General features: G+C 50.7%; 28 protein-coding genes. 18 read left to right on the forward strand and 10 right to left on the reverse strand.

Annotated features, from left to right (window positions below; translation table 11 throughout):
- The first annotated feature begins 1 nt into the window (after window position 1).
- The 5 genes from ACETK5_RS20430 (at window position 2) to ACETK5_RS20450 (ending at window position 3,646) form a co-directional block, all read left to right on the forward strand.
- A complete protein-coding gene (locus ACETK5_RS20430; RefSeq protein ID WP_100539566.1) occupies window positions 2-751 on the forward strand; it encodes a DUF3891 family protein in 750 nt (249 codons plus the stop codon).
- Between the two features lie 104 nt (window positions 752-855).
- Window positions 856-1,032, forward strand: a complete 177-nt coding sequence (locus tag ACETK5_RS20435) for a hypothetical protein (RefSeq protein WP_009595674.1) — start codon at window positions 856-858, stop codon at window positions 1,030-1,032.
- Window positions 1,033-1,095: 63 nt separating this feature from the next.
- Window positions 1,096-1,905, forward strand: coding sequence for a DUF368 domain-containing protein (locus ACETK5_RS20440; RefSeq protein WP_326111851.1), 810 nt, complete (start codon window positions 1,096-1,098; stop codon window positions 1,903-1,905).
- 270 nt (window positions 1,906-2,175) lie between these two features.
- Window positions 2,176-2,370: a hypothetical protein gene (locus tag ACETK5_RS20445; protein ID WP_100539568.1), complete on the forward strand. Its 195-nt coding sequence runs from the start codon at window positions 2,176-2,178 to the stop codon at window positions 2,368-2,370.
- Window positions 2,371-2,632: 262 nt separating this feature from the next.
- Window positions 2,633-3,646, forward strand: coding sequence for a serine hydrolase domain-containing protein (locus ACETK5_RS20450; protein WP_100539569.1), 1,014 nt, complete (start codon window positions 2,633-2,635; stop codon window positions 3,644-3,646).
- A 91-nt stretch (window positions 3,647-3,737) separates the two neighbouring features.
- Here ACETK5_RS20450 and ACETK5_RS20455 read toward each other — a convergent pair whose 3' ends face one another.
- From ACETK5_RS20455 to ACETK5_RS20490, 8 genes are all read right to left on the reverse strand, one after another.
- Window positions 3,738-4,190: a hypothetical protein gene (locus ACETK5_RS20455; RefSeq protein ID WP_100539570.1), complete on the reverse strand. Its 453-nt coding sequence runs from the start codon at window positions 4,188-4,190 to the stop codon at window positions 3,738-3,740.
- Between the two features lie 59 nt (window positions 4,191-4,249).
- On the reverse strand, window positions 4,250-4,939 hold the full coding sequence (locus ACETK5_RS20460; protein ID WP_100539571.1) for a hypothetical protein: 690 nt from the start codon (window positions 4,937-4,939) through the stop codon (window positions 4,250-4,252).
- Window positions 4,932-5,810, reverse strand: a complete 879-nt coding sequence (locus ACETK5_RS20465; protein ID WP_100539572.1) for an ATP-binding cassette domain-containing protein — start codon at window positions 5,808-5,810, stop codon at window positions 4,932-4,934. Before ACETK5_RS20465 ends, ACETK5_RS20460 begins: the two co-directional genes overlap by 8 nt.
- A 5-nt stretch (window positions 5,811-5,815) precedes the next feature.
- Window positions 5,816-6,184 (reverse strand): GntR family transcriptional regulator, encoded by a 369-nt coding sequence (locus ACETK5_RS20470; RefSeq protein WP_207797519.1) that lies wholly within the window; start codon window positions 6,182-6,184, stop codon window positions 5,816-5,818.
- Window positions 6,185-6,357: 173 nt separating this feature from the next.
- Window positions 6,358-6,969, reverse strand: a complete 612-nt coding sequence (locus ACETK5_RS20475) for a response regulator transcription factor (RefSeq protein WP_326111847.1) — start codon at window positions 6,967-6,969, stop codon at window positions 6,358-6,360.
- Window positions 6,902-8,131, reverse strand: a complete 1,230-nt coding sequence (locus tag ACETK5_RS20480) for a sensor histidine kinase (RefSeq protein WP_394057534.1) — start codon at window positions 8,129-8,131, stop codon at window positions 6,902-6,904. Before ACETK5_RS20480 ends, ACETK5_RS20475 begins: the two co-directional genes overlap by 68 nt.
- Before the next feature lie 20 nt (window positions 8,132-8,151).
- Window positions 8,152-8,898, reverse strand: a complete 747-nt coding sequence (locus ACETK5_RS20485) for an ABC transporter permease (RefSeq protein ID WP_100539576.1) — start codon at window positions 8,896-8,898, stop codon at window positions 8,152-8,154.
- Between the two features lie 2 nt (window positions 8,899-8,900).
- Window positions 8,901-9,824: an ABC transporter ATP-binding protein gene (locus ACETK5_RS20490; protein WP_394057536.1), complete on the reverse strand. Its 924-nt coding sequence runs from the start codon at window positions 9,822-9,824 to the stop codon at window positions 8,901-8,903.
- A 309-nt stretch (window positions 9,825-10,133) separates the two neighbouring features.
- Here ACETK5_RS20490 and ACETK5_RS20495 point away from each other — a divergent pair, with 309 nt between their 5' ends.
- From ACETK5_RS20495 to ACETK5_RS20535, 9 genes are all read left to right on the forward strand, one after another.
- Window positions 10,134-11,084, forward strand: a complete 951-nt coding sequence (locus ACETK5_RS20495) for an ROK family glucokinase (protein WP_098741335.1) — start codon at window positions 10,134-10,136, stop codon at window positions 11,082-11,084.
- A 52-nt stretch (window positions 11,085-11,136) separates the two neighbouring features.
- Window positions 11,137-12,045 carry an RNase adapter RapZ gene (gene rapZ, locus ACETK5_RS20500; RefSeq protein ID WP_071219481.1) on the forward strand — a complete coding sequence of 303 codons (909 nt, stop codon included), beginning with the start codon at window positions 11,137-11,139 and terminating at the stop codon, window positions 12,043-12,045.
- A 57-nt stretch (window positions 12,046-12,102) separates the two neighbouring features.
- Window positions 12,103-13,044: a gluconeogenesis factor YvcK family protein gene (locus ACETK5_RS20505; RefSeq protein ID WP_174819264.1), complete on the forward strand. Its 942-nt coding sequence runs from the start codon at window positions 12,103-12,105 to the stop codon at window positions 13,042-13,044.
- 5 nt (window positions 13,045-13,049) lie between these two features.
- Window positions 13,050-13,979, forward strand: a complete 930-nt coding sequence (gene whiA / locus ACETK5_RS20510) for a DNA-binding protein WhiA (RefSeq protein WP_100539578.1) — start codon at window positions 13,050-13,052, stop codon at window positions 13,977-13,979.
- A gap of 102 nt (window positions 13,980-14,081) precedes the next feature.
- On the forward strand, window positions 14,082-14,351 hold the full coding sequence (locus ACETK5_RS20515) for an HPr family phosphocarrier protein (RefSeq protein ID WP_006207570.1): 270 nt from the start codon (window positions 14,082-14,084) through the stop codon (window positions 14,349-14,351).
- Window positions 14,352-14,688: 337 nt separating this feature from the next.
- A complete protein-coding gene (locus tag ACETK5_RS20520) occupies window positions 14,689-16,497 on the forward strand; it encodes an ABC transporter ATP-binding protein (RefSeq protein WP_394057540.1) in 1,809 nt (602 codons plus the stop codon).
- Between the two features lie 29 nt (window positions 16,498-16,526).
- On the forward strand, window positions 16,527-17,207 hold the full coding sequence (locus tag ACETK5_RS20525) for a response regulator transcription factor (protein WP_100539580.1): 681 nt from the start codon (window positions 16,527-16,529) through the stop codon (window positions 17,205-17,207).
- Window positions 17,207-18,286 (forward strand): HAMP domain-containing sensor histidine kinase, encoded by a 1,080-nt coding sequence (locus ACETK5_RS20530; RefSeq protein WP_326118262.1) that lies wholly within the window; start codon window positions 17,207-17,209, stop codon window positions 18,284-18,286. Before ACETK5_RS20525 ends, ACETK5_RS20530 begins: the two co-directional genes overlap by 1 nt.
- A 990-nt stretch (window positions 18,287-19,276) precedes the next feature.
- A complete protein-coding gene (locus ACETK5_RS20535; protein WP_394057542.1) occupies window positions 19,277-19,447 on the forward strand; it encodes a hypothetical protein in 171 nt (56 codons plus the stop codon).
- On the opposite strand, the gene ACETK5_RS20540 is transcribed toward ACETK5_RS20535, so the two are convergent.
- Both ACETK5_RS20540 and ACETK5_RS20545 read right to left on the reverse strand, forming a co-directional pair.
- A complete protein-coding gene (locus ACETK5_RS20540; RefSeq protein WP_326111835.1) occupies window positions 19,448-20,176 on the reverse strand; it encodes an amino acid ABC transporter ATP-binding protein in 729 nt (242 codons plus the stop codon). It lies immediately after the preceding gene.
- Entirely contained in the window at window positions 20,169-21,557 is a 1,389-nt protein-coding gene (locus tag ACETK5_RS20545) for an amino acid ABC transporter substrate-binding protein/permease (RefSeq protein WP_394058314.1), read from the reverse strand. Before ACETK5_RS20545 ends, ACETK5_RS20540 begins: the two co-directional genes overlap by 8 nt.
- A 326-nt stretch (window positions 21,558-21,883) precedes the next feature.
- Between ACETK5_RS20545 and ACETK5_RS20550 the strand changes: the two genes are divergently transcribed.
- The 4 genes from ACETK5_RS20550 (at window position 21,884) to ACETK5_RS20565 (ending at window position 25,673) form a co-directional block, all read left to right on the forward strand.
- Window positions 21,884-22,645 (forward strand): SIMPL domain-containing protein, encoded by a 762-nt coding sequence (locus ACETK5_RS20550; protein WP_100539584.1) that lies wholly within the window; start codon window positions 21,884-21,886, stop codon window positions 22,643-22,645.
- Window positions 22,646-23,049: 404 nt separating this feature from the next.
- Window positions 23,050-24,021 (forward strand): ABC transporter ATP-binding protein, encoded by a 972-nt coding sequence (locus tag ACETK5_RS20555; RefSeq protein WP_100539585.1) that lies wholly within the window; start codon window positions 23,050-23,052, stop codon window positions 24,019-24,021.
- Window positions 24,018-24,866: an ABC transporter permease gene (locus ACETK5_RS20560; RefSeq protein WP_100539586.1), complete on the forward strand. Its 849-nt coding sequence runs from the start codon at window positions 24,018-24,020 to the stop codon at window positions 24,864-24,866. Before ACETK5_RS20555 ends, ACETK5_RS20560 begins: the two co-directional genes overlap by 4 nt.
- On the forward strand, window positions 24,867-25,673 hold the full coding sequence (locus ACETK5_RS20565) for an ABC transporter permease (RefSeq protein WP_100539587.1): 807 nt from the start codon (window positions 24,867-24,869) through the stop codon (window positions 25,671-25,673). It begins immediately after the preceding gene.
- The last annotated feature ends 4 nt before the right edge of the window (window positions 25,674-25,677 follow it).

Genomic DNA, 25,677 nt, shown 5'->3' on the forward strand with positions numbered 1-25,677 from the left:
GATGATCATTCGCGAGACAGAGGATGCTTTTGTCATGACGGCCCAGGATGACCATGGCCGATTCTCGGGGGATGTTGCCCGGGGCTTCCGGCGAGACCTGTTTATGGATGAGTCTGTATTGGAAGAAGTACTGCTGGCTATAACCGAGCATGACCGCGCTTGGCTTCGGATGGATGATACACCGATCTGGAATGACGAGAGCCGGACTCCGTTCACTTTTATCGATTATCCGGTCCTGCCAAAAATGCTAATGTATACGAAGGGTGTTGATGAGATCGAAGCGATGAGTCCTTATGCAGGGTATCTCTGCAGCCTTCATTTTGCGTCATTTATGAAAAATGCGACCGAAGCGCCGCTGGTGGAATTCTACCATGAAGAGTTGGATCGGCAAAAACGGCTGCGTGATCAATTTCCATTTCCCGATGAAGACGTGGTTAACAGGCAGTTTGGCCTGCTGCAGCTGTGCGATGATATCTCGCTCTATGTAAACATGAATGCACCCGGTGTTTCCAAGGATCAGGAGCATCCTTGGTTTAAAGAGGGTTTTGATATGTCGATCGATGGGGAACGGGTTATGGCGGCATGGGCCAGCGAGCACGAGATTCGATTGAGTCCGTTTCTGTTCGAACAGCCATGGTCGGCTTCGGTGAAGTGGAAATATGTGTTGAAGGCGAAGATTGATGAACAGGGAGTGGCCAAGGCATTTGATGATGCGGCGTGGACGGAGCAGACGGTTACTTTTGTACCGTAAGTTCATATAAACGATCATACTTCATAAGCAAAAATATGATATGATCACCACAGTGGTTTGTAGACTGAACAGATTTGATTCTGTAGGAATGTAGAGGATGAATAATGAAGAAAAAGGAATTTTTGATCGTTGCGCTGCTTAATTTTTTGGCCGCGATAGCGTTCTTGGTGGTCGTTTTCATTACAGATCGAAGCTCTTGGCAATGGGGATTTGGAATCGTTTCACTGTTGTTTGCGATTGGTGGAGTAGGGAATTTGGTATTGCATGCCAAGAACAAGTAAAACCTCCTTCGCAGGGCTATCACGATAAGATTCATTTTGTAAGGCAGGAGGAGTATGATTTTGATGGAATGGAAGAACCTTTATCGGGGTGTGCTGATGGGAATCAGTGACCTGATTCCAGGTATAAGCGGCGGCACGATTGCTGTCGTGCTGGGTATCTATGATCGTCTGCTCGCGGCTATCAGCGGATTTTTCAGCAGGGAATGGAAGAAGCAGCTGGGCTTTTTGATTCCGCTTGGCGTTGGAATTGGAGCAGCTCTATTGTTGCTGAGCCGCTTGATTGAATACCTGTTGGCAAGCTATTATGAGCCCACCCAGTTTTTCTTTACGGGATTGATTTTAGGGGTGTTGCCTCTTATTCTGCGTAAAGCGGAGGCGAGAACCCAATTCAAAGCCGTGCATGTGGTCGTGTTGATAGTGGCAGCGGGTTTATTGGCTTCCACGGCCTTTCTCAGAACGGATGCCACATCCGATCCGATATCGACACTGACCTGGTCCAACGGGATCGGACTGTTTTTATCCGGCTGGTTGGCCAGCATGGCGATGCTGCTGCCTGGCATTAGCGGGTCGTTTGTACTTCTCCTTCTGGGCGTGTATTCGACTGCCATCTCAGCACTTTCTTCATTAAATATAGGTATTATAGCTGTCATTGGGGCGGGAGTGGTGATTGGCTTCGTGGTTAGCAGCCGGTTGATTCGGTACCTGCTTGACCGTTTTCCGCGTATGACGTATGCCGTTATTATTGGCTTGATATTAGGATCTATTGTTATCGTGTTTCCGGGAATTCCATCCGGAACGGGTATGAAGGCTACCAGTATTGGAACCTTGCTGCTGGGACTTATCGTAGCAGTATTCATGGGCAGAAAAGAATAAGAATGAAGTATAAGACAGGGAGCCGCAGACTTCCTGTTTTTATATTGGCACGGAGCAACGCTGCACTGGAGGAGCGGAGGGTTGAGATGGAATATAAATCATTTATGCCTTTACTTGTTATCACATTTATGTGATAATATTCACAATTAAATGAATTTTACTAAAGTGCTCATGGATAGGATCCGTGAGGATTCCGTCCATAAGACATGTTAAACGATAAAGAAATGCTTAGATGTCGATGTTGTCTTTCCAAGTAAAGGAGCGTTATTCATGAGGAATAATGGGAATTGTGTCAGCTGCGGCGGCGAGGTACACCCTGCCTCTAACAGATGCGCTCAATGCGGAATGCTGCAGACGTTTGGTCCAACCAAGCACACATTCATGCTGCAGGTTGCTTCGATGATTGGTGCCGGGCTTCTTATTTTTGCGGTCCCGGTGATCCTGCTGATGATGTGGAGACATTAGGATAGAAACGAATACATTTTATAATCCCCACTAGAAGACTGTGATCGAAGCGTTCATCTCATCAAGTGATGAATTCGACATGGTTGGCAGGAGGGGGTTTTTCATGCTTGGGGCAGCGCAGGCCTAAATGAAATCTCCTATGGAGCTTCAACCGGCATTCCGGACATAATGGGGGAATATTTCATTATACTGATCTTGTACCGAGACCCTCATCCCGAATCATGTTAAAATACCCCTAACCAGATAAGGGATGGGGTTCGTGATGATACATAAAATGAAGGAATTTGCCGCCAGCATCCGGTTTTCGGGAGCTGTGCTCGTAACAGATGAAAATGACAACATCGTATGGGACGGTGCCTTCGGTTATTCAAACCGGGCCGATCGCATCCCGAATCAAGCAGACACTAGGTTTGGCATTGCCTCAGGCTGTAAGCTGTTTACCGCTATTGCGGTTTGTCAGCTTATCGAACAGGGCAAGCTGTCGCTGGACAGCAAGCTAGGCGATTGCCTGGATATTTCACTGCCTCATTTTAGCCCGGAGATTACCGTTTTTCATTTGTTGAGCCACAGCTCGGGTATTCCGGATTATTTTGATGAAGAGATCATGGATGATTTTGAAGATCTGTGGAAAGCGGTTCCCATGTATACACTCCGGAACGGAAGGGATTTCCTTCCTCTGTTCCAGGATGAGCGCATGAAATTTCAGCCCGGCGAAAGATTTCATTACAACAATGCAGGATTTGTGGTGCTTGGCTTGATCGTTGAACAGCATGCCCGAATGCCGTTTCGCGACTATGTCCAGCAGTATGTATTTCAGCCGTGCGACATGCAGGACTCAGGTTATTTCCCGTTGGATCGTCTGCCTGCGAATACGGCTTACGGGTATATTGATGAGGAAGACGGCACGTGGAGAACGAACCAGTATGCCATTCCGATTCAAGGTTATGCCGATGGCGGGGCGTATGTGACGGCACCGGACATGGTGAAGTTATGGAAATCGCTTATGAATAATACGCTGCTCACCGCATCCATGACGGAGAAGCTGCTGGCTTCACAAATGCAAGTTCCGGACAGTGACCTGCATTATGGACTTGGCGTGTGGATTAGCTTGAGAAATGAGGATGTGTTTAAATACCACGTCATGGGCTATGATCCGGGTGTGAATTTTCGGTCTGCCTATTATCCGGCTACCGGTTATACCCTTGTAGTGGCTTCCAATGCCGGTGGTGGCGCTTTTGAAATGATGCAGTTCATCGAGGAAGAATGGTTGAAATGAGCTTGACCTACATGAAACAGCCCCAGGCCTTGAATAGGCCAGGGGCTGTTGTTCTGTGGATCCCAAGATCAAGCCGGTGTTGGTGGGTTGGTTACGTTTCAGCTTTGAAGTACCGATTCGCCGCGGGTCGGAACATAAAAACCAAGGCTGCAACAACGGCTATAATATGAAGGGTACGGCTGGAGGCAAATAGTATGGAAATATTGTCTGCATTAGCGAAAGCGTTCCAAAGGGAACCTCCTGTAATGAGCCATTTAATGGGGTCAATGATTAGGGAGAGAATGCCAAACCCGCCTAAAAACAAAGCCAGTGCGATACGCGCCCAATTTTTACCCCGAAGCATTCTGAACATGATGTAGACAAGGACAGCGAACATCATTGTTCGTGCTGCTACTTGAATGAGAATACCGACAATTCCAGTACCCGTTAGGCTGGATATCGAATCGATGACAGCCAGGGTCATCTCGAATACCCCTGCACCAATGGCAATGATCCATAACAGAAAAGACTGGAACACTTCATGGGGGACAGCATCCTTTTTCAAGATCCATCATTCCTTTCGTGTTAGAATGATCCAATAACGCGTTGTTAGGAGAAACAATCTTAAACGATGGTGCGTCTGGCCGTGAACCACCAGCCTCCTGCGAGCAGAACGAGGGAGATGATCAGCGTGAGTCCGAGTCCTTGCAGCAGCGAATCGTTGAAGAGAAGGGCCAGCAAGCCATCAGCCAGCGTATGCCGGAGTGAAGGAATGGATGTAAAGATAGGGATTGCCGCAATAAATACCACCCAGACCACCCAGCCCAGTACATGACGCAGACCGGAAAACAGCAGATTCAGTAACGAAATAAGAAGCAGGTACGCTCCGAATTGATAGAAGAACATGCCAACGATTCCGAATTGATTCCACCCAAAGATTTCAAGGATGTTGAAGGTATTTTCATATTGCCGTATAAAGCCGATCTCCACCTGAAGCCAGATGATATTGAGGACAGCAAAGATGGCGGACCAAATGGAGTAAACCAGGAGCATGCCAATATAATATTCTTTTCGAGTAGCTCCTAAATTCATCACCCGCCGGAACAAGCCTGCCGGGAGTACACTGCCTACAAATAACAGGAACACCGTAAGGAGGTTGGCCGCAGACACCTGCGTATTCTCCGAACTGTCTCCAAGAGACAGGCTTATGATCACATTTGCAATCATACTAATCGCAATGGTGCCGAGCATTACCAAGAGATAAGGTCGAAGCTGAAGAAATGAAGCCCTCATGAGTGCGGTGGTCTTATTCAATGGATTGCCCTCCTTCGATTAAATAGGAGAAAAATTTTTGCAGCGGTAAACCGTCAATAGCAATACCAAGCTTGTTGGCTTGTGTACGATCTGCCTCATGAATGGCTCCATATATCGCGGTTAAGGAACCCTTACCGTAAGATTCTTTATAGATCACGTGACGATCCTTCGTAAATTGTTCGATTTGCTCCTGGTTCCCGGTCAACAGATGAGAATTGGCGCGGATATGGTCAACATCGTCATGCAATAACATAGCGCCGGAATCCATGATATAGACTTTCTCAACGACGGTTGCGATCTCATCAATCAGATGGGTCGAGAGCAGGATGGTCCGGGGATGATTGGCATAATCCTCAACCAGGACGCGATAAAATTTCTCTCGCATGAGTACATCCAATCCCAGTACCGGTTCATCAAATACGGTGATCGGGGCCCGGCTCGCCAGACCGATTATGTTTCCGACCAGAGATTCCATTCCCCGTGATAGCTGACGGATTTTTTTGTCCGGGTTTAGCTTGAATGTCTTCAGCAGGCTCTGGGCATAGTCCCAATCCCAGTTCTCGTGAAAGGCCGAAGCCAGGCGCAACACATCCATCACCTTGGCACCGCCGAAGAACAAATTTTTCTCTCTAACGTAGCAGATTCCTTTGGGAGTTTCCCCACTCTTAAGCGTTACCCCCAAAACCTGAATACTGCCATAGTCGGGAAAAGATCCGCCCGTCATCATATTAAGAAGCGTAGTCTTTCCGGCGCCATTGCGGCCCAGCAGACCATAAATCGTATTCTCTTCCAGTTGGAGCTCCAGATTTCGGACCGCTTCCGTACGCCCGTAACTCTTGCTCAGGTTGGAACAGGTAAGTATTGCGTTCATCCCGCTCATCTCCTATCTCTTTGTTTGATCATTTCAATAACATCCTCGGTGGTCAATTCAAGCTTTTCGGCTTCATCAAGCAGCTTCAATACGAGTTCGTTGTAAAACCGATCCTGTCGTTTGGTCAATATGATCTGTTTGGCATCTGCTGCAACAAACATGCCTAGCCCCCTTTTCTTGTACAAAATCCCTTCATTGACAAGCAGGGCAATGCCTTTTACAGCTGTTGCGGGATTGACCTGAAAAGTACTCGCGAACTGCGACATCGAGATAATCTGATCATCCGCTTGGTATGTCCCGTTCAATATGTCATCTTCAATCATATCTGCGATTTGCTGAAAAATCGGCTGTCCTTCGTCAAACCTGGAATTCATGGATATCACCCTGTCGGTATGTTAGTCTTGTAACATACTATAATGCCGGATGGGAGGATGTGTCAATCAAAAAGAAAAAAACAGACCCGAATGGGCCTGTTTGCGCTGTGAAGTACAAAAAGCCCTCGTCTCTTCAAGACGAGGGGAAGGTGTGTGATCAAGCAACAAGGAGGCTATATCCAGCCCTTCTCTTCCGCCATCGAGATGGCCTCGATCCGGTTCTTGGCATTCAGCTTGCTTAAAATCTCGGACATATAGTTGCGGACCGTCCCGTAGGATAAGTGGAGCTTCGACGCAATTTCATTGGAGCTGTTACCGTCTGCAGCCAACCGCAGCACTTCCCGTTCGCGTTCGGTCAGCGGGTTGGCACCCGCACCCGAAAGCGTACCGAATACGAGCTCAGGGGAGACCTCCCGCCGTCCATCCATTACCCGGCGGATGGCTTCCGCCAGCCGTTCACTGGGCTCGTCCTTAAGCAGGTATCCCTGAACCCCCGCCTGTACGGCCCGCTCGAAATAACCGGGTCTGGCAAACGTGGTCAGGATGATGACCCGGCTGGTATAACCGTGCAGCTTCACTTCCTCTGCCACTTCGAGACCGCTGCGCGCAGGCATTTCGATATCCAGCAGGCATACATCGGGTTGATGCAATGCAATCAGGGATAGAGCTTCATCGCCGTCGCCGGCTTGACCAATCACATCAATATCGTCTTCAAAATCAAGCAAGGAAGCCAGAGCGCCGCGCAGCATTCGCTGATCCTCGGCGATCAGCACTTTGATGCTCATGGGATGTGTCCTCCTTCCGGTTCTTGATGATGATCGGAACACGAATGTCCAATATCGTGCCTTGTTGGTCGGAGCTGGCCTCAACGGTGCCTCCGATGAGGGACAGTCGCTCCACCATGCCTTTCAGGCCATTACTGTTGGAGGAGGATGCATCCTCTTCCTTGCATTGAAGACCCACTCCATTGTCAGCCACCTCAAGACGCCACTCATTATCAAGCGACTCAATGGCAATCCGGCACTGGCTTGCCTGGCTGTGCTTCACCACATTGGTTACGGCCTCCCGCAAGCAGAGACTCAGAATATTGTGGGCCAGGTCGGATATTCCGTCCAGCTTTGGATCGCCGCTGCAGATAAACCGGATATCGGCACTCTCCAGAATGATCTGGGCCTCTACCAATTCCTCGGGCAAGGTGGCGGTCCGCATTTCGGATACCAGCTCACGCACTTGGCGCAGCGCCGCGCGCGAGGTGTTCTGAATCTCTCGGGCCTCTAATTGGGCTTTCTCGGGATCCTTCATTGCCAGCTTCTCGACAAGCTGGCTCTTCAACGTGATGAGGGAGAGGGTATGCCCCAGGGTATCATGAAGATCCCTGGCGATACGCATCCGCTCCTCGCCTTTAATCAGATTCCGAATCTGCTCGTTAGCCTGCGCGAGCTCCTTCTCCAACTCCTGCCGCCGGTTCAGTGAGCGGATACCGAAGGGTGAGAATAGCATGATGAGAAAGAAAGGAATCATGAAGACCAGATCCTTCCAGCCCAGCATGCTCGCATTTTTGATTAAAGGAACGGTCTCGATGATGCCGAACAATACGAGGGAGATCGTGAAATTACGCCGGTCGGTATACCAGCCGATGAAATTGGCCGTAAAGAAGCCCATGTACATGTAGGTTGGGTGGTACCACATACAGAGGATAAAAATGATGGACATTTGAATGCCGAGCCACCAGAAGAAACGAGGCGTGCCGGCGGCGAAGTAAAGCTGGCGGTACGTGACGAGAAACAAGGCAATAAGCGTAAAGCCGATCCCCATCTTCCATCCTTGTTCGCTCATCATGTTGATCACGGGCAGGGATATATAAATGAGCCATAAATAGGGGAAAACCCCCAATTGCGTTGGAAACACCTCAAACCCTGCAGATTTCGCGTCTTTCAATTTTTTCATAAAGCCATCATCCTAACCCCTTAATCGGCTTGTTGTTTTTTCCGAATATAGGTGGATAGTAACATAAATACTACCAAATATCCTGCCAAAACCATGAAATTATCCAAGCCCGGCGCTTCTCCGCGCACGATCGACCAGGCACCTCCGCCGAAATGGTAGGAGGGCATCCACTTGCCGATAGCTTGCATGATAGAAGGCATCGCCTCGATTGGGAACCACATCCCACCCGTCACGGCCAGCCCTAAGTAGATGCCGTTGCTGACACCGCTTGCCGTATCGACGCGTTTCATGGAGCCGATCAGGGTACCGATGGCAAGAAACGGGACGGATGCGATCAGAATCCACAGACCGCTGAGCAGCCATTGTCCGAAGGTGAGGGAGACGCCGTTAATCAGATAGCCGGCTACGAAAATCACAATGATGCAGAGCAGATGCATGACCGTCTGCACAAACATTTTGCCAAAGAAATACACGCTGCCGGGAAGCGGTGTTACCCGCATGTATACGGCCCAGCCCTGGACTCGTTCCTGAACGAGGCGTATGCCGAGCGACATGATGGCGGTGCCCATGACACTGAAGGATGCCATCGACATGAGATAATGGGCCTGCCATTGTCCGGTATCGTCGGCTCCCGTATTCACGACCCGTGTAAAGATGAAATAGAACAGAATCGGCATAGCAAGCGACCAGAAAATATAATATGGATTGCGTACCATCCGGAGCAGTTCCATCCTGCACTGTGTGGCCATCAGTTTCCAGGTTGTCATGATTATACGGCCTCCCCTTGATTCATCGTTAATTGGTCGAATGCCTCATCCAGGCTTCCTTGATCGATGCGGATGTCACGAACGGCCAGCCCGGCCCGGAACAGAGCCGCTAGTGCCGTGTCCGTATTATCCGTTACGGCGTTCAGCCGACCGTTCAGTTCATATACATCCGTTACGCCGGGCACCTCATGAAGCAGCTCCTTGACCTGCTGGTGATCCGCATCGACGATAAAGGAGAGCGACCTTCGGGTCAGCTTAGCCTTGATCGCTTCCGGTGTGCCGTCTGCAGCAACCTGACCTTGGTGGAATAGCACAATGCGGTCGGCCATATCGTCTGCTTCTTGCAGGTAATGGGTGGTGAACAGAATTGTTTTGCCCTGATCGGCAAGCTTGCGTACCGTCTGCCAGAATAACCGGCGTGCCGATGTATCCAGGCCGACCGTGGGTTCATCGAAGAATAACAGCTCGGGGTTCCCCGCAATCGCCAGTGCAAAGCTGAGCTTGCGTTTTTGGCCGCCGGACATTTTGACAGCCCATTTATTAAGCTCTTCCGTTGTGAGCCCGCTAAGCAGGGCGATATCGTCAAGCGACAGAGGATTCGGATAATAGCCGCGAATGAGGTTGATGATCTCGCGTGTGCGGAGCCCGTCCATGACGCTGACTTCCTGGAGCATGGCGCCGATCTTCTCGCGGACCTTCAAGTCCTTCGGGCTTTGACCGAACAGGAGGACCTCGCCTTCGCTGGCGTCCTTCAGACCGAGCATCATGGAGATGGCGGTTGATTTACCTGCTCCGTTTGGCCCGAGAATGGCCGTGATAGATCCTTTTTCTATCGTAAACGACACTTGGTTGACGGCTTTTTTGCTTCCGAACATTTTGGTTACCTGCCGCAGTTCCGCAATAGGTTCATGGATTGGTTTTGACATGGTATCGCTCCTTCTGTCATCGAAATGATCTGAATTCATCATACGAAAGCGAAGGGATACCCGTTAGTAAAGGATGTCATCACTTCGGAGTGACATTTGTCATGTGTGATCTGATGAAGGCTAGAGGGGGGTGATTATAACAAATAAGGGCGGTTTCGAGGCAGGTTGTATGCGCTTACACAAGCGCGATTAAAGGTCTGCTTACGATTTTCCGTAACGTTGTCTTCTCTTGACCGCAGGAGTGCCTTCAATTATAGTGGGTACAGTAGGAGCAATCTATAATATAGAAGGAAAAAGGTGGCTTGAAACATGTCTGAGAACATCTACGTCGGTGTCGATCTGGGCGGAACAGCAATTAAAGTTGGAATTTGCAACGAAGAAGGGCATCTTCTGCATAAGTATGAGGGGCCGACGGAAACAGCCAAAGGCGTTGACACGGTTATTGACAACATTGAGAAATATGTGCGTCACATTGTAGAAGAATCGCCATACAGCTGGGATCAACTTGCTGGTGTGGGAGCTGGATTCGCCGGCTTTACGAATATTCGTGAAGGCATCATTATTCTGGCACCGAATGTAGGATTTAAAGATGTACCGATTCGCGCACTGCTTGAAGAGCGTCTCGGCAAGCCCGTCAAAATAGACAACGACGCCAATGTGGCTGCATTGGGTGAAGCCTGGAGCGGCTCAGGCCGCGGCGTTGAGAACTGCGTATGCTACACGCTGGGTACCGGCGTCGGCGGAGGCATTATTATTAATGGCAAGATTTATCAGGGTTTCGGGGGCATGGCTGGCGAGCTTGGACATATCTCGGTTGTGCCGGACTTGGAAGCGATTCAATGCGGATGCGGTGAAATGGGCTGCCTGGAGACGGTTTCGTCGGCAACCGGCATTATCCGCATGGCGAAGGATGCCGTAGAGCGTGGCGACCGTACTTCCCTTGCCCATGTAGAGAGCATTGCGGCGAAGGAAGTGTTTGATGCTGCAAAAGCCGGCGATGAAGTTGCCATTCGGATCGTGAATCGCGCAGCGTATTACCTGGGCAAATCCATGGCAGCCGTTGCGGCTGTGTTGAATCCGGAAGCCTTTATTATTGGCGGCGGCGTATCCAAAGCCGGCGACATTCTGTTTAACGAAGTCCGTGCTGTATTTGCGAAGCTGACACCAGAGCCGCTTCAACGAGGTGTACGCATCGTTCCGGCTGAGCTTGGCAACGATGCCGGCGTTGTAGGCGCTGCTGGCCTGCATTTGCGTTCATAGTCATTATTCACCATACATCGTCTGATCTAAACTTATAAGGGAGGGAAAGCTGATGCTGGAAGCAGCCAACCGCGGCAGCAACACATCATCCATGGCCACCCTGATCATCATCACCGGGATGTCGGGAGCAGGTAAGACCTTGGCCGTACAAAGTCTGGAGGATCTTGGATTTTTTTGCGTCGATAATCTGCCTCCGGTGCTCATTCCCAAATTCGCGGAGCTGATCGATCAATCCAAGGGTAAGATCGGCAAGGTTGCATTGGTCATCGACCTGCGTGGCCGCGAATTTTTCACGGCTCTATCAGAGTCTCTGAGTTACATCAAGGACCACTTCACCATCCACTGCGAGATTCTGTTCCTGGATGCAACGGATTCCGTGCTTGTTCAACGTTACAAGGAAAGCCGCCGTCGCCATCCGCTCGCTCCGGAAGGCATGCCGCTTGACGGAATAAGGTTGGAGCGCAAAATGTTGGATGAGCTGAAGAATTCGGCCACTCAGGTGATCGACACCAGCAATATGAAGCCTGTACGATTGAAGGAGAAGATTATCTCACGCTTCACACATCTGGAGAGCAGCACGTTATCGGTAAATATCACATCCTTTGGGTTTAAATACGGTATTCCGATTGACGCTGATCTGGTGTTTGATGTGCGCTTTCTGCCCAACCCGCACTATGTTGAGCAGCTGCGCCCCAATACCGGCCAGAACAGTGATGTATATGAATACGTGATGAAATGGCCGGAGACGCAGGCTTTTCTGACCAAACTGCTCGATATGCTGCATTTCTTGATCCCGCAGTATCGGAAGGAAGGCAAAAGCCAGGTTATTATCGGCATTGGCTGTACCGGCGGGAAGCACCGCTCCGTTGCGATAGCGGAATACCTTGGCAAAATGCTGGGCGTTAGCGAAACGGAGACGGTATCGGTGAGTCACCGTGATTCTGATCGGGATCGGCATTAATTAAGGGAAGTGATAAATGTGGCTGTGCAAGCTAGAAAGCGTCCCCGCATCGTGGTGATGGGTGGAGGAACCGGGCTGTCCGTTATGCTGCGGGGACTCAAGGAAAAGCCGCTCGATATTACGGCCATCGTTACCGTCGCTGATGATGGGGGAAGCTCCGGCATACTGCGTAGCGAATTGCAGATGCCGCCCCCGGGAGATATTCGAAATGTACTTACAGCGCTTGCCGATGTGGAGCCGCTGTTATCCGATATATTGAAATACCGTTTTAAGAATGGCTCGGGACTGGCCGGGCACAGCCTCGGCAATTTAATCTTGGCTGCCATGACGGATTTGCACGGTGATTTTGTCACGGCAGTCAAGGAGATGAGCCGGGTTTTTGTTGTTCGTGGACAGGTGCTGCCCGCGGCGGGTGAAGCTGTTATTTTGCATGCGGAGATGGAGGACGGTTCCATTGTGACCGGTGAATCCAAAATCCCGGAGGCTGGACAGCGCATTAAGCGGATCTTCCTGGAGCCGGAGCATGTCGAGCCGCTGCCGGAGGCGCTGGAGGCGATTCAGCAGGCCGATGCGATTTTGATCGGTCCGGGAAGCCTGTATACCAGTATTTTGCCCAATTTGCTTGTTCCCAAGCTTGCTGAAGCCATCGTATCCTCTGAGGCGATCAAAATGTTCGTGTGCAATGTGATGACGCAGCCTGGAGAAACCGATAATTATACGGTAAGCGATCATTTGCAGGCCGTTTACGACCATATTGGTCTTCATCTGTTTGATTATGTTATTGTAAATGATGGAGAAATCCCGCCTCAGGTTCAGGATAAGTATGCCCAGAAGGGGGCAAAGCCCGTGTTCCTGGATCGTGATGAGGTGACCAGCAGAGGGTACAAACTCATTGCAGATAAGCTTGTGCTATTTAGAACATACTTAAGGCATGACGCTGACAAGCTGAGCAACCATATTTTTCAGCTGGTACAGGATTGGATTACACGAAAGGGGTGAGTACCTTGTCCTTTGCGGCACAGACGAAGAAAGAACTGACAATGATCGAAAGCCAGAACTGCTGTGAAAAAGCCGAGCTGTCCGCGCTCATTCGGATGAACGGTTCTGTTCAGCTTTCGAACAAAAAGGTAATCCTGGATATTTCAACGGAAAATGCCGCGATTGCAAGACGTATTTATTCCTTAATTAAGAGGCATTTCCAGGCGCATACTGAACTTTTGGTGCGTAAAAAAATGCGTTTGAAGAAGAATAACGTATATATCGTTCGTATTCCCGCTCAGGTTCAGGAGATACTTAAAGAACTGCGCATCGTTTCCGAAGGCTTTCTGTTTCAATCGCGGATTGATAAACAAATCGTTCGCAAAAATTGCTGTAAACGCGCCTATTTGCGCGGTGCCTTTATGGCTGGCGGTTCAGTGAATAATCCGGAGGGATCTTCGTACCATTTGGAAATTGCCTCAATGTATGAAGAGCACTGCCAGTCCCTGGTGGACCTGGCGAATGAATTTCATCTGAACGCACGTTGCATCGAGCGGAAAAAAGGCTTTATCTTCTACATTAAGGAAGGCGAGAAAATTATCGAATTCCTCAATCTGATCGGTGCCCACCAGGCATTGTTCAAGTTCGAGGATGTCCGGATTATGCGGGATATGCGCAACTCGGTAAACCGGATCGTCAACTGCGAGACCGCCAACCTGAACAAAACGATCGGCGCGGCCGTCCGGCAGATCGAGAACATCAAGCTGCTCCAAAGGGAAATGGGTCTTGAGAATTTGCCCGATAAACTGCGGGAAGTGGCGGAAATTCGGCTGGCTCATCCGGACATGAATCTGAAGGAAGTCGGCGAGCTGCTTAAAGGAACCGTCAGCAAATCCGGCGTCAATCACCGTCTGCGCAAAATCGATGAATTGGCCGAAAAGATTCGGAATGGGTAAGAATTTTTTCTTCTAGTGTCCTGTATGGTAAAATGGTATAATATTATAAAATGTCAATCGCGCTTTCAATGCAGCAGATTTATTAGATAGGGGGTAATTTTCATGACAAAGCACCCGGTAGTCGTTCGGTTAAAGACGGGTCTTCACGCCAGACCGGCCGCGCTGTTCGTTCAGGAAGCGAATAAATACTCATCTGAAATCTTCGTTGAAAAAGATGATAAAAAAGTAAATGCCAAAAGTATCATGGGAATTATGAGCCTTGCGATCAGCTCTGGTACGGAAGTTTACATTAGTGCTGAGGGAGCCGACGCGGAGCAAGCGGTTACTTCACTCGTGAACTTGGTGAGCAAAGAGGAACTCGAGAACCAATAAGGGTATCCGTGATTGAAGTTTAAGAAAAGTCTTGTTACTGCAAGGCTTTTTTTGCTATCAAGTTCTTGTTGCTGTGATTCTCGCTTGTTTTTCGCGTACATAAGAATAGATTTCGAGAAGGGGCGGAGCTATCCGCCCTTTTTTCAACATATTAGAATTCATAAGTTTTTTGGGTCCCCGCTAAGCATTTGGAACAAGCATCGCAGCATAGGCTCCACTTTGTGGGGTTGTTTTAGGTTGTTTTCCCAAAAGTAAGACTTCGTTTAACTTCAGTTTAACTTGTTGAACTATTCTTTCCTTACAGACAATAAACAGGGATGGAAGGGAAGAGGAAACGATGAGAGAAACGGATCATACTTCTATACAGGAAATAGCGCAGGAAAAGCCGGCCGGCAGCAGCAAAGCAGGTTCGCAGGCCTTCTTCCGGCTGTTGAAAGAAACGAAACCTCCGATGCTGCTGCTGATTGGAGCCATTCTGCTGAATGTGGTATCAACCCTGGTCGGACTTGTCATTCCGATGTTTACGAAGAGCCTGGTGGATGGCTTCTCCTTAACGGATATGAATTCTTCCCATATCATCGGGCTTGGAATCGCGTTTGTGGTACAAACGATTGCCGCCGGGGTTTCGATTTTCTTGCTGAGTTATACCGGACAGAAGATGGTGGCTGCCCTTAGGGAGCGACTGTGGAAAAAGCTGCTTGTGCTGCCGATCCGCTACTTTGATCATAACCGTTCAGGGGAATCGGTCAGCCGAATGACGAATGATACAGGCGTGATCAAAAGTCTCATATCGGACCATGTGGCCGGATTTTTCAGCGGGATGATCTCCATTGTCGGTTCCATTGGGGTGCTCCTCTATTTAAACTGGAAGATGACGCTGACGATGTTTATCGTCATTCCGATTGCAGCGCTGATCCTTGTGCCGCTTGGCAAGAAAATGTATAAAATATCGCTTGGCATGCAAGACGAGACGGCGACATTTACGGCGAATATCAGTCAGGTGCTGTCGGAGATTCGCCTGGTTAAAGCTTCTAACGCTGAGGACAGAGAGTATGAGAATGGACATAAAGGTATCACCAATCTGCTGAATTTCGGGATCAAGGAAGGCGTGGTATCCGCCTGGATCGCTCCGCTGATGTCCTTCGTGCTGATGATGCTGCTGGTGGTTGTCATCGGGTATGGCGGTCTTCAGGTATCGACAGGGGCACTGACCGCTGGCGAGCTGGTAGCGTTTATTCTGTATCTGATTCAGATCGTGATGCCGATGACGCAGTTGACGACGTTTTTTACCCAGTTTCAGAAGGCCAAAGGAGCAACGGAGCGAATATTGGAAACCCTGGATGCAGAGGAAGAGTCCATTTCGGCAGGTAGCGATGTGGTGAACGCGAATCAGCGGGTGTCCATCAAGAATCTTTCGTTTGGTTACAAGCCGGATGAGCTGGTACTGCATGATATCAGCTTTCAGATGGAGCCGGGCACGGTCACGGCAGTGGTGGGCCCGAGTGGCGGCGGTAAAACGACGCTGTTCTCCATGCTGGAGCGTTTTTACCTTCCGCAAAAAGGACAGATCCGATTGGGCAAAACGGCGATTGATACGTTCTCTTTACGCTCATGGCGCGGATTGATCGGCTATGTCTCACAGGATAGTCCCATGATCGCAGGAACCATCCGTGACAACTTATGTTATGGGATGGACCGGGAAGTGAGCGCTGGGGAGATCCGAAGAGCGGCAGAAATGGCCTACGCCGATGGATTTATCGACGAGCTGCCTCATGGTTTTGATACGGATGTGGGTGAACGGGGCGTGAAGCTCTCCGGGGGCCAGCGGCAGCGGATTGCCATCGCCAGAGCCCTGCTGCGGGATCCGAAGATTCTGATGCTGGACGAAGCCACCTCCAGCCTGGACAGCCGTTCCGAGATTGAAGTGCAGAAGGCGCTTAAGAACCTGATGGCTGGACGGACAACAATTATTATTGCGCACCGATTATCCACGGTTGTAGGAGCGGATCAAATTATTTTCATTGAAAAAGGAACGGTAACCGGACGGGGAACGCATGATGAATTGATTGAGCAGCATGATATGTATAGAGAGTTTGCCGTGCAGCAGCTGCAGATGAATGAAACGGTCGAGCCTAAGGGCGCCTAGAAGATGCTGGGGAAGAAGGGATGGCCACCATGGCAAAAATATTGGTAGTGGACGACGACCCGAATATCCGCGAACTCATAAAGGTGTTCCTGGAGGAAGCGGGGATGGAAGGGGTGTTCGAAGCCTCGGACGGCGTCGAGGCCTTATCCGTCATGGATCAGACATCCGTCGATCTGGTCGTGATGGATATCATGATGCCGAATATGGACGGATGGGAGTTATGCCGGGAGATCCGGAAGAACACCGGTATTCCGGTGCTGATGCTGACGGCCAAAGGAGAAACGAGACAGATCGTAAAGGGCTTTGAGCTGGGTACCGACGATTATCTGGTGAAGCCCTTCGAGCCTGCGGAGCTCGTCGTTCGCGTCAAAGCGCTGCTGAAGCGGTATCAGGTAGCCGCATCCCAGACGGTGACCATCGGCAAGCTGCAGATGAACCGCAGAACCTATGAGGTCAAGGCGGGCGATGAGGTCTTTACCCTGCCGCTGAAGGAGTTCGAGCTGCTCTTCAAGCTGGCCAGTTACCCGGGGAGCACGTTGCCGCGCGACCGGCTGATCGAGGATATTTGGGGTTATGACTTTGAAGGGAACGAACGCACGCTGGACGTTCACGTGAATCGGCTGCGGGAGCGATTCCCAGAGGAGAAGTACCGGTTCAGGATTCGAACGGTGCGCGGGCTGGGATATCGCCTGGAAGCAGGTGAGGGCTGATGAAAAAAACGCCCAAAATCTTGTGGAAGATCGTTCGAGAAACACTTCAGACGATCTTGGTCTTCGCGGTCTTGGGAGCGTCATGGACAGCGGCGACCTATGTGACTCGGTTTGTTTACACCTGGACGGGAACCCCGCCATGGGATTATGTCATCCAGCTGATCGACTTGTTTGTCGGCGTGATCATCTTCTTCCTGTGCATGCTGGTCGTGGGCATGTTTTTCAAGCACCGGCAAATGGCCATGCTGAATTCCATTACGGATGCCATGCGGCGGATATCGCAGGGGGACTTCAATGTAAAGATGAACGAAAATGAATGGCGCGGGGAGTTCAAGATGATCGCGAGCGGCATTAACGACATGGCCGGTGAATTGGGGCGGATGGAGACTATGCGTCAGGATTTCATCTCTAATGTGTCCCATGAAATCCAATCCCCGCTTACTTCGATTCGGGGGTTTGCAAGGGCGCTCCGAAATCCCCGCCTCACGGAGGAGAAGAGAGCCCGTTACCTGGAGATTATCGAAGGAGAGAGCCGCCGCTTGTCGCAGCTGAGTGACAATCTGTTAAAGCTGTCATCCCTGGAAGGAGAGCAGCCGGCATTCGAAAGGGCGCGTTACCGGCTCGACGGGCAGCTGCGTGCGGTCGTGTTGGCGAATGAACCGCAATGGCTGGCGAAGCGGATTCAGGTGGATCTGGACCTCGCTGAGGTAGAGATTGAGGCCACGGAGGATCTGCTGAGTCAAGTGTGGACCAATTTGCTGCACAACAGCATCAAATTCACGCCCGAAGACGGCATGATCACGATTGTGCTGAAAGCAGGGGAAGACGGGGCCGAAGTTACGATAACGGATACGGGAGTCGGGATGTCGGAGTCGGATCAGCTGCATATATTCGAACGCTTCTACAAAGCCGATAAATCTCGCAATCGCGCCGCTGGCGGCAGTGGGCTGGGATTATCCATCGTGAAGCGGATCGTCGATATTCATCAGGGGAAGATAACGGTCCAATCCGAGCTAGGAAAGGGATCTGTTTTTACCGTGATGGTGCCTTACAAGCGATCTCTGGATACGAAGCATTGATTGAGCAGTGAAGGTTTGACATTAAAATTGTACGTGAAGATGTGACATGGACATGAAGTTGGATATGAAGATTCGAATATGAAGATTAGATGGGGTTGGATATGAAGAATAGATCGGTTTAATGAAGTGCGTGGGGAGCTGACATAAAAAGGACGCTGATCGTGTGACTCTCCTCCAGGAAGGCGGGAAGGTATAGAGGATTAGGACTGTTTCGGGGATGTTCCCAAGCAGATTTAGAACTAAGGTGTGAGGATATGGCTGCTTACCCGCCATATCTGGAACAACTTGAACCGGATATGTCCATAGAACAGGAGTAAGGGCTATGATCGCTCCTACTCCTGTTTGAGCTGTGCGTGATGCGATATGGACAAACTCACCGAGTCGGGTTAAAGCAGGTGAATTAGCTAAGACGGTCGCGAATTTAGCGGACACCAATGACCTTATTTGCCGAATTAAGCGCCGTATTCTAAAATAACGGACTCCAGATCCGTTATTTTAGGGTTTGTTTAGGTAAATGCCGCCTTTTGGAAGGAATAACGGATCCTTGGTCCGGAAGTTTCCGGAAAACCGCCATTTTCCCTCAAATAAGGTACTCTCGGTCCGTTAGCTCCACTAAAGCAGCGTGCAGCCACCGTACGACCACCGCAGTCGACTCTAATTTTAATGCACATGCCATTACTATCCGTATGTTAGTCTCACCCTAACGGGCTAGCCGGAAGGGTCACTGGTTACTGCATGAATCTAGTCGACAGCGCTCCAAGCCTGCTCCGGACCACACACCGTGCGCACAGGGAGCAGTGCGCACAGGGAGCAGTGCGCACAGGGAGCAGTGCGCACAGGGTGCTGTGAGCACAGGGAGCAAGCCCGCACAGAGAGCAGTGAGCACAGGGAGCAGCCCGCACAGGGAGCTGTGAGCACAGGGAGCAGCCCGCACAGGGAGCAGCCCGCACAGGGAGCAGTGAGCACAGGGAGCAGCCCGCACAGGGAGCAGTGAGCACAGGGAGCAGTGAGCACAGGGAGCAGCCCGCACAAGGAGCAGTGCGCACAGGGAGCAGTGAGCACAGGGAGCAGTGCGCACAGGAGCAGTGCGCACAGGGAGCAGCCCGCACAGGGAGCAGTGAGCACAGGGAGCAGCTTGTTAAAGATAGGTTAGCTGCATGATTACAGCACCTTCTCCAAAAAGCTGATCGTACGCTCATGCTTCGGTTGGCCGAATACTTCCTCCGGCGGGCCTTCCTCTACGATATACCCGCCATCCATAAAGATCACCCGGTCCGCAACCTCGCGGGCAAAGCCCATCTCATGCGTGACGATCATCATCGTCATGCCTTCGCGTGCCAGATCCTTCATGACGCCGAGCACTTCGCCGACCATCTCCGGGTCCAGTGCTGAAGTCGGCTCGTCAAACAGCATGATGTCCGGATTCATCGCCAGCGCCCGGGCGATCGCCACACGCTGCTTCTGACCGCCTGAAAGCTGGCTTGGGAAGGCCTCCGCCTTATCGGAGAGGCCTACTTGCTCCAGCAGCTTTAGCCCCGTGGCACGCGCCTCGGACGCGTTCTGCTTGCCCAGCTCCACCGGGGCAAATGTAATGTTCTTCAGCACGTTGAAGTGAGGAAACAGATTAAAGTGCTGGAACACCATCCCGATATTCTCCCGTGCCTTGTTGATGTCTGTTTTAGGGTCATTGATATCCTTGTCATGCACGAACACCCTGCCTGCCGTAATGTCCTCCAGTCGATTGATGCAGCGCAGGAAGGTGCTTTTGCCGGAGCCCGAAGGTCCGATGACACAAACAACCTCGCCTTCCTGGACCTGCATGTTGATGCCCTTCAGCACCTCGTTCGTGCCAAAGTTCTTCTTCAGTCCTTCTACGCGGATTTTATCCATGACGCACCTTCCCTTCCAGACGGCCCGAAATTTTGGTCAGAATTGTGATCACGACCAGATACATGATGGCCACCACGAGCCAGATATCAAACGAAGCGAATGTTCTTGCGATGATGATTTTCCCGGATTGGGTCAGTTCGACCAGACCGATTACCGACAGGATCGACGTATCCTTGAGCGTGATCACGAGCTGGTTAATAAAGGTCGGAATCATAACCTTAATCGCTTGGGGAATGATGATTTTCATCATGGCTTTGCGGTATGGCAGACCGAGTGAACGGGCAGCCTCCAGCTGTCCAGGGTCAATGGATTGGATACCGCCGCGAATAATTTCCGTGACATAAGCGCCGGCATTCAGGCTAAGTGTCAGGACCGCTGCCACGATCGGCGACATCGTGAATCCGAGCGCCTGCGGAATACCGAAGTAGATGAAGAAGGCTAGGACCAGCAGCGGTATGCCGCGGAAAATGTCCACGAATACGGTGGCGATCCCTCGGAGCCATTTATTGCGTCCGACCTTCATAAAACCGAATATTAATCCTAAGAAAAACGCAAAGAACAGCGATACGATGGTCAGCAGCAGCGTATTGCCAAGGCCCTTCAGCAACGAGGGCAGCGACTCCACGACCAGCTCCCAGCGGCTTTGACTCGCCGCACCTACCGCATTTTCGCCAATGTATTTTGCCTTAATACGTTCATACTCTCCGCTTGCCTTCAGGTTGATCAAGCCGGCATTGAATTTCTCCAGAAGCTCCTGGTTCCGTCCCTTGCCGACGGCAAATCCGTAGGAGGCGCCGGGCTCCATTTCCGTGACGATCTTCAGGCCGTTGTTCTGTTCGACTCCATAAGCCAATACGGGGAAGTCGTCAAAACAGGCAACGGAATTGCCGGTCCTGACATCGTCATACATCTGGGCCGAATCGTCAAAAGGCACGATGGTGAATCCGTACTTGGAGGATATGGATTCAGCAAAGCTGTAGCCCTCCGTACCGGTTTTGACGGCGACTTTTTTTCCTTTTAAATCCTCATACCCTTTGATGGACTCCTGATCCTTGCGAATGGCCATGACCACACCTGAGTCAAAATAAGGATCGGAGAAGTCGAATTTTTGCATCCGCTCTTCCGTGATGCTCATGCCGGCAATGACTCCGTCCACCTGGTTGGCTTCCAGCGCTTGAACTGCCGCATTGAAGCCGAGCGGCTTGATCTCATATTTGAAGTTCTGATCTTTCGCGATCGCATCCAGCAGATCCATGTCGATACCGACAAATTTGCCGCTTGCATCCTGGAATTCAAACGGGGCAAACGTAATGTCCGTTCCGATCTGATAGGTTTTACCGGAGGCTGGCTCTGCCGCGGCGCTTGCCGCCCCGTATGGCATGCCCGCTGCCATGAGTAGCAGCAGTGACATGAACGCGTATAACATCCGGAATGATTTCATAGTGACCTCCTCTTTTTAAACACCGATGTAAGTTAGTTACCCATTAAGGCTTCCTTATTAAACAGTTACTGCCTTCTTCATTGGGTATCTTATTTTGCTAATCAACCAATCATGCCTAGATATACCAATTAACAGGGGCGTATTAAAATAAGTTGAAGAAAAATTTTAAAACGCTCCGTTCCGGATGCAACATTTACCAATGCCCCCACGTTAGAAGGGTAAGGCAAGCATGGCAGCGATGCCAATATTGAAGGAGGCTGACAATAATGAAAAGATGGGTCAAACAAGTAGGTTCCATCATGATTGCAGGTGCACTGTTGACTGGAAGTACGGCTTTAGTAGGGTTGAGCGGGGCAACCGAGGTGCATGCGGCGGAGGCGGCACAGCAAAACCTTCTTACCGTACTCGGTAAAGGCGAGATCTCGGTGAAGCCAGATATCGTATATCTTTCCATCGGGGCTGAATCATATGCGGAAACCGCAAAATCCGCACAGAAGAGTAATGCACAGAAAATGGATAAGATTACGAAGCTGTTGAAAGAAACATGGAAGATTGATGACAAGGATATTAAAACCGAACAGTTCTATGTCCAACCTAACTATACGTATTCCGATGATAATGGACGTAAAGTGAAGAATTACAGCGCCTATCATTCCCTGGAAGTCACCCTTCGCGACTTGAGCAAAGTGGGCGATCTGCTTGATGCAGCGTCCGATGCCGGCGCTAATTCCATTGGCAACGCCCGTTTCTCGGTCGAGAACCGTGATGCCTTCGAAGCTCAAGTGATAGATAAAGCCATGGCGAATGCGGACCTGAAAGCCCAAGCTATGGCAAAGGCCTCCAAGCGCCAGCTGGGTATCGTGCTAAACATTGTGGAAGGTTCAGTTGGTGTAGATAACATCTATGGCCTCGAAAAAATGGCGATGGAAGCACAGTCTACTGCAGCGGACGCGGGCGCCAACACATCCGTGAAGCCGGGCGAAATCAAAATCTCGACGCAGCTGTACGTGCAATATGAGCTGAAATAGCAGCTGTTTTCGACTAAGAATACTGAAAACCGTTCATCCTGGTCTTTCCGGGTGAACGGTTTTTTGTGCATCCCTAATTCGGAAAATGAAATACCATAATCCGGTCCCATATCCGTGCCTTCCCCTGTCGAAATACGCAGAAAAGTGTTGTGTATAGGGGGAAAACGAGGTATAGTGAATATGCGAAAAACTGAACTTTATGTTAAACGTTAAAGCCATACCCATGGATATGGCTTTTTTTTCTTAGTAGAGACTTCTAGACGCTTCCACCCTTAAGAAACGGATTCTGCCAACCTGAGCACGATAGGCAGTATGACCGTTTCTTCTTAGTGGGGAACGTTTTTGTGCATACTGGTTAGCAGGAATGTACACATGGATTAGGTCACATTTTGAAGAAGGGGTTGATGCATGTGATTGAACTTGTCCAGATCGAGAAGCATTTTCAGGGACAAGCGGTCGTGCATCCGCTGTCGCTCTCCATTAAAGAAGGGGAATTCCTGACTTTGCTGGGCCCCAGCGGCTGCGGCAAAACGACGATTCTCCGAATGATAGCAGGATTCGAACAGCCGACCAAAGGACAGGTCTGGCTGGCGGGTCAGAATGTGACGGAAATGCCTGCGAACAAGCGGGACTTGAATCTGGTATTCCAACACTATGCTCTGTTTCCGCATATGACCGTAGAAGACAATATCGCTTTTGGGTTGAAAATGAAAAAAATGCCGCGTCAGCTTATCAAGGAGCGGGTGGACGAGGCCGTTGCCATGACGCAGCTGACCCCCCTGCGGGAACGATTCCCGCACCAACTGTCCGGCGGACAGCAGCAGCGCGTGGCCATCGCCCGCGCCATCGCCAACAAACCGAAGGTGCTGCTGCTGGATGAACCGCTTGGCGCGCTGGATTTGCAGCTACGGAAGAACCTGCAGTCCGAGCTCAAGCATTTGCAGCGGACGCTCGGGATTACGTTTGTATATGTAACCCACGACCAAGAGGAAGCCATGATGCTCTCCGACCGGATCGTCATCATGAACCACGGACGGGTAGAGCAAATCGGCACGCCGCGCGAGATCTATGCGAAACCGCAAACGCTGTTTGCCGCCACGTTTGTTGGGGAGAATAACGTCTTCTCCTCGCCAGAGGGTCTTTTTGCCGTAAGGCCGGAGAAACTTATTCCGCAGCGGGAATCGGGTGCCAGGAAGAGCGGCGTGATCGAGGATGTGCAGTACCTCGGCAGTGTTCATAAGCTGCTGGTCCAATTGGATGATGAACCGATGAAGGTCACGATTGCCCTGGATATCTCGGATGACCATCCTTGGGAGGTTGGTGAACGGGTCGGGGTGAACTGGAACACCAAAGATGAGGTGATCATCGGGCCATGAGGAAATCAAGGTTCCTGTTGACTCCGGTGCTGCTGTGGTTATCCCTGTTCCTGATCGTTCCGATGCTGATTGTGGTCGGCATCTCCCTGCTCTCCCGGGATTCGCTGGGGAATATCGTTTTTTCCTTTAGTCTCGAAGGCTATAAAACCTTTTTTGACCCTTTATATTTGGGAATTTACTGGGATACCCTGGTATTGTCGCTGCTGACTACGGTGATTTGCTTGTTAGTCAGCTATCCTTTGGCCTATTATATAGCCAACGCTTCCCCGCGTATCCAAACCTGGGGATTAATTCTGATCACGGTCCCGTTCTGGATTAACTTTCTGATCCGGACCTATGCTTGGGTTCTCCTGCTCCGGACGCAAGGCGTGGTGAACAGTCTGCTGCTGTGGATGGGATGGATCGACGAGCCGATTCAGATGCTGTATACGTATGGCGCCGTACTTCTCGGCATGGTCTATAACTTCATCCCCTTCATGGTGCTGCCGATTTACGTGGCTCTGGAGCAGATGGACAAGCGTCTGCTGGATGCGGCCAGCGATCTGGGCGCTTCCAGATGGAAGGCATTCCGGCACATTACCTTCCCGCAAAGTAAATCCGGCATCATGACGGGAGCGGTTCTGGTGTATGTCTCGACTTCCGGGATGTTTGTAGTTACGGATATTTTGGGAGGCGCGAAGTCCTCCATGATCAGTAATATTATTCAGCAGCAGTTCCTGGGTGCGCGTAACTGGCCCTTTGGTGCGGCGTTGTCGGTGATCTTTGTGATTACGTCCCTCGTGCTGATCCTGCTCTTTAACCGGGCGATGCAAGCCCGCCATCAACGCGTAGGGGAGGGGAGATAAGTGAAGAAGAAGAATCACCCGCTGCTCGGGATTCACTCTTTCCTTATGATGGCTTTCATCTATGTACCGATCATCATGATCATCATCTATTCCTTTAACAACACGCGGCTTAGCGGCAACTGGGAAGGATTTACGTTGGATTGGTATGTGTCGCTGTTCGAGAACCGGCACGTGATGGAAGCGCTGATGAACAGTTTGACGGTGGCGGTCATATCGACGATCGTTTCCACCCTGCTCGGAACCGCAGCGGCGCTCTCGCTTCGGAGTATGGGGCGCAGAGGTCGCAGCGGCATGAATGGGCTGCTGTATCTGCCGGTCATTATCCCGGATATCATTATGGGGCTGTCGCTGCTGGTTTTGTTCAGTCAACTTAATATGCCGCTCGGTAAAACGACCGTGATTATAGCCCATATCACCTTCAGTATGTCTTATGTATATGTTGTAGTTACGGCCAGATTGTCTGGAATGGGCAAACAGCTCGGTGAAGCGGCGCAGGATTTGGGAGCTACGCCTTGGCAGACGTTCCGGTACGTCACGCTGCCGCAGATTGCACCGGGCATTATCTCCGGCGCCTTGATTGCTTTTACGCTGTCATTAGATGACTTTATGGTCAGCTTTTTTGTCGCCGGTCCAAGCTCAACGACGCTGCCGATCTATATTTACGCTCAGGTGAAGCGCGGTATCTCGCCAGAGATTAACGCGCTGTGTACGCTGCTCATTCTGGTCAGCATCACGCTGATTCTGTTAGCGCAATATATTCTTAACCGCGGCAGCGGGGAAAAGAAACATAAAACATTACCGATTTAAGCGA

This window comes from Paenibacillus ilasis, assembly GCF_043195395.1.
Taxonomy (GTDB): Bacteria; Bacillota; Bacilli; order Paenibacillales; family Paenibacillaceae; genus Paenibacillus_AQ; species Paenibacillus_AQ lautus.

Excerpts from the sequence above, each read along its gene's own strand:
- ACETK5_RS20560 (WP_100539586.1), top strand. The coding sequence starts at position 24,018 with ATGAGGAAATCAAGGTTCCTGTTGACTCCGGTGCTGCTGTGGTTATCC.
- ACETK5_RS20440 (WP_326111851.1), top strand. The coding sequence starts at position 1,096 with ATGGAATGGAAGAACCTTTATCGGGGTGTGCTGATGGGAATCAGTGAC.
- ACETK5_RS20555 (WP_100539585.1), top strand. The coding sequence starts at position 23,050 with ATGCATGTGATTGAACTTGTCCAGATCGAGAAGCATTTTCAGGGACAA.
- ACETK5_RS20445 (WP_100539568.1), top strand. The coding sequence starts at position 2,176 with ATGAGGAATAATGGGAATTGTGTCAGCTGCGGCGGCGAGGTACACCCT.
- ACETK5_RS20430 (WP_100539566.1), top strand. The coding sequence starts at position 2 with ATGATCATTCGCGAGACAGAGGATGCTTTTGTCATGACGGCCCAGGAT.
- ACETK5_RS20540 (WP_326111835.1), bottom strand. The coding sequence starts at position 20,176 with ATGGATAAAATCCGCGTAGAAGGACTGAAGAAGAACTTTGGCACGAAC.
- ACETK5_RS20545 (WP_394058314.1), bottom strand. The coding sequence starts at position 21,557 with ATGCCATACGGGGCGGCAAGCGCCGCGGCAGAGCCAGCCTCCGGTAAA.
- ACETK5_RS20470 (WP_207797519.1), bottom strand. The coding sequence starts at position 6,184 with ATGAATTCCAGGTTTGACGAAGGACAGCCGATTTTTCAGCAAATCGCA.
- ACETK5_RS20465 (WP_100539572.1), bottom strand. The coding sequence starts at position 5,810 with ATGAACGCAATACTTACCTGTTCCAACCTGAGCAAGAGTTACGGGCGT.
- ACETK5_RS20450 (WP_100539569.1), top strand. The coding sequence starts at position 2,633 with ATGATACATAAAATGAAGGAATTTGCCGCCAGCATCCGGTTTTCGGGA.
- ACETK5_RS20515 (WP_006207570.1), top strand. The coding sequence starts at position 14,082 with ATGACAAAGCACCCGGTAGTCGTTCGGTTAAAGACGGGTCTTCACGCC.
- ACETK5_RS20525 (WP_100539580.1), top strand. The coding sequence starts at position 16,527 with ATGGCAAAAATATTGGTAGTGGACGACGACCCGAATATCCGCGAACTC.
- ACETK5_RS20495 (WP_098741335.1), top strand. The coding sequence starts at position 10,134 with ATGTCTGAGAACATCTACGTCGGTGTCGATCTGGGCGGAACAGCAATT.
- ACETK5_RS20490 (WP_394057536.1), bottom strand. The coding sequence starts at position 9,824 with ATGTCAAAACCAATCCATGAACCTATTGCGGAACTGCGGCAGGTAACC.
- ACETK5_RS20520 (WP_394057540.1), top strand. The coding sequence starts at position 14,689 with ATGAGAGAAACGGATCATACTTCTATACAGGAAATAGCGCAGGAAAAG.
- ACETK5_RS20480 (WP_394057534.1), bottom strand. The coding sequence starts at position 8,131 with ATGAAAAAATTGAAAGACGCGAAATCTGCAGGGTTTGAGGTGTTTCCA.
- rapZ (WP_071219481.1), top strand. The coding sequence starts at position 11,137 with ATGCTGGAAGCAGCCAACCGCGGCAGCAACACATCATCCATGGCCACC.
- ACETK5_RS20550 (WP_100539584.1), top strand. The coding sequence starts at position 21,884 with ATGAAAAGATGGGTCAAACAAGTAGGTTCCATCATGATTGCAGGTGCA.
- ACETK5_RS20475 (WP_326111847.1), bottom strand. The coding sequence starts at position 6,969 with ATGAGCATCAAAGTGCTGATCGCCGAGGATCAGCGAATGCTGCGCGGC.
- ACETK5_RS20505 (WP_174819264.1), top strand. The coding sequence starts at position 12,103 with ATGGGTGGAGGAACCGGGCTGTCCGTTATGCTGCGGGGACTCAAGGAA.
- ACETK5_RS20530 (WP_326118262.1), top strand. The coding sequence starts at position 17,207 with ATGAAAAAAACGCCCAAAATCTTGTGGAAGATCGTTCGAGAAACACTT.
- ACETK5_RS20485 (WP_100539576.1), bottom strand. The coding sequence starts at position 8,898 with ATGACAACCTGGAAACTGATGGCCACACAGTGCAGGATGGAACTGCTC.
- ACETK5_RS20435 (WP_009595674.1), top strand. The coding sequence starts at position 856 with ATGAAGAAAAAGGAATTTTTGATCGTTGCGCTGCTTAATTTTTTGGCC.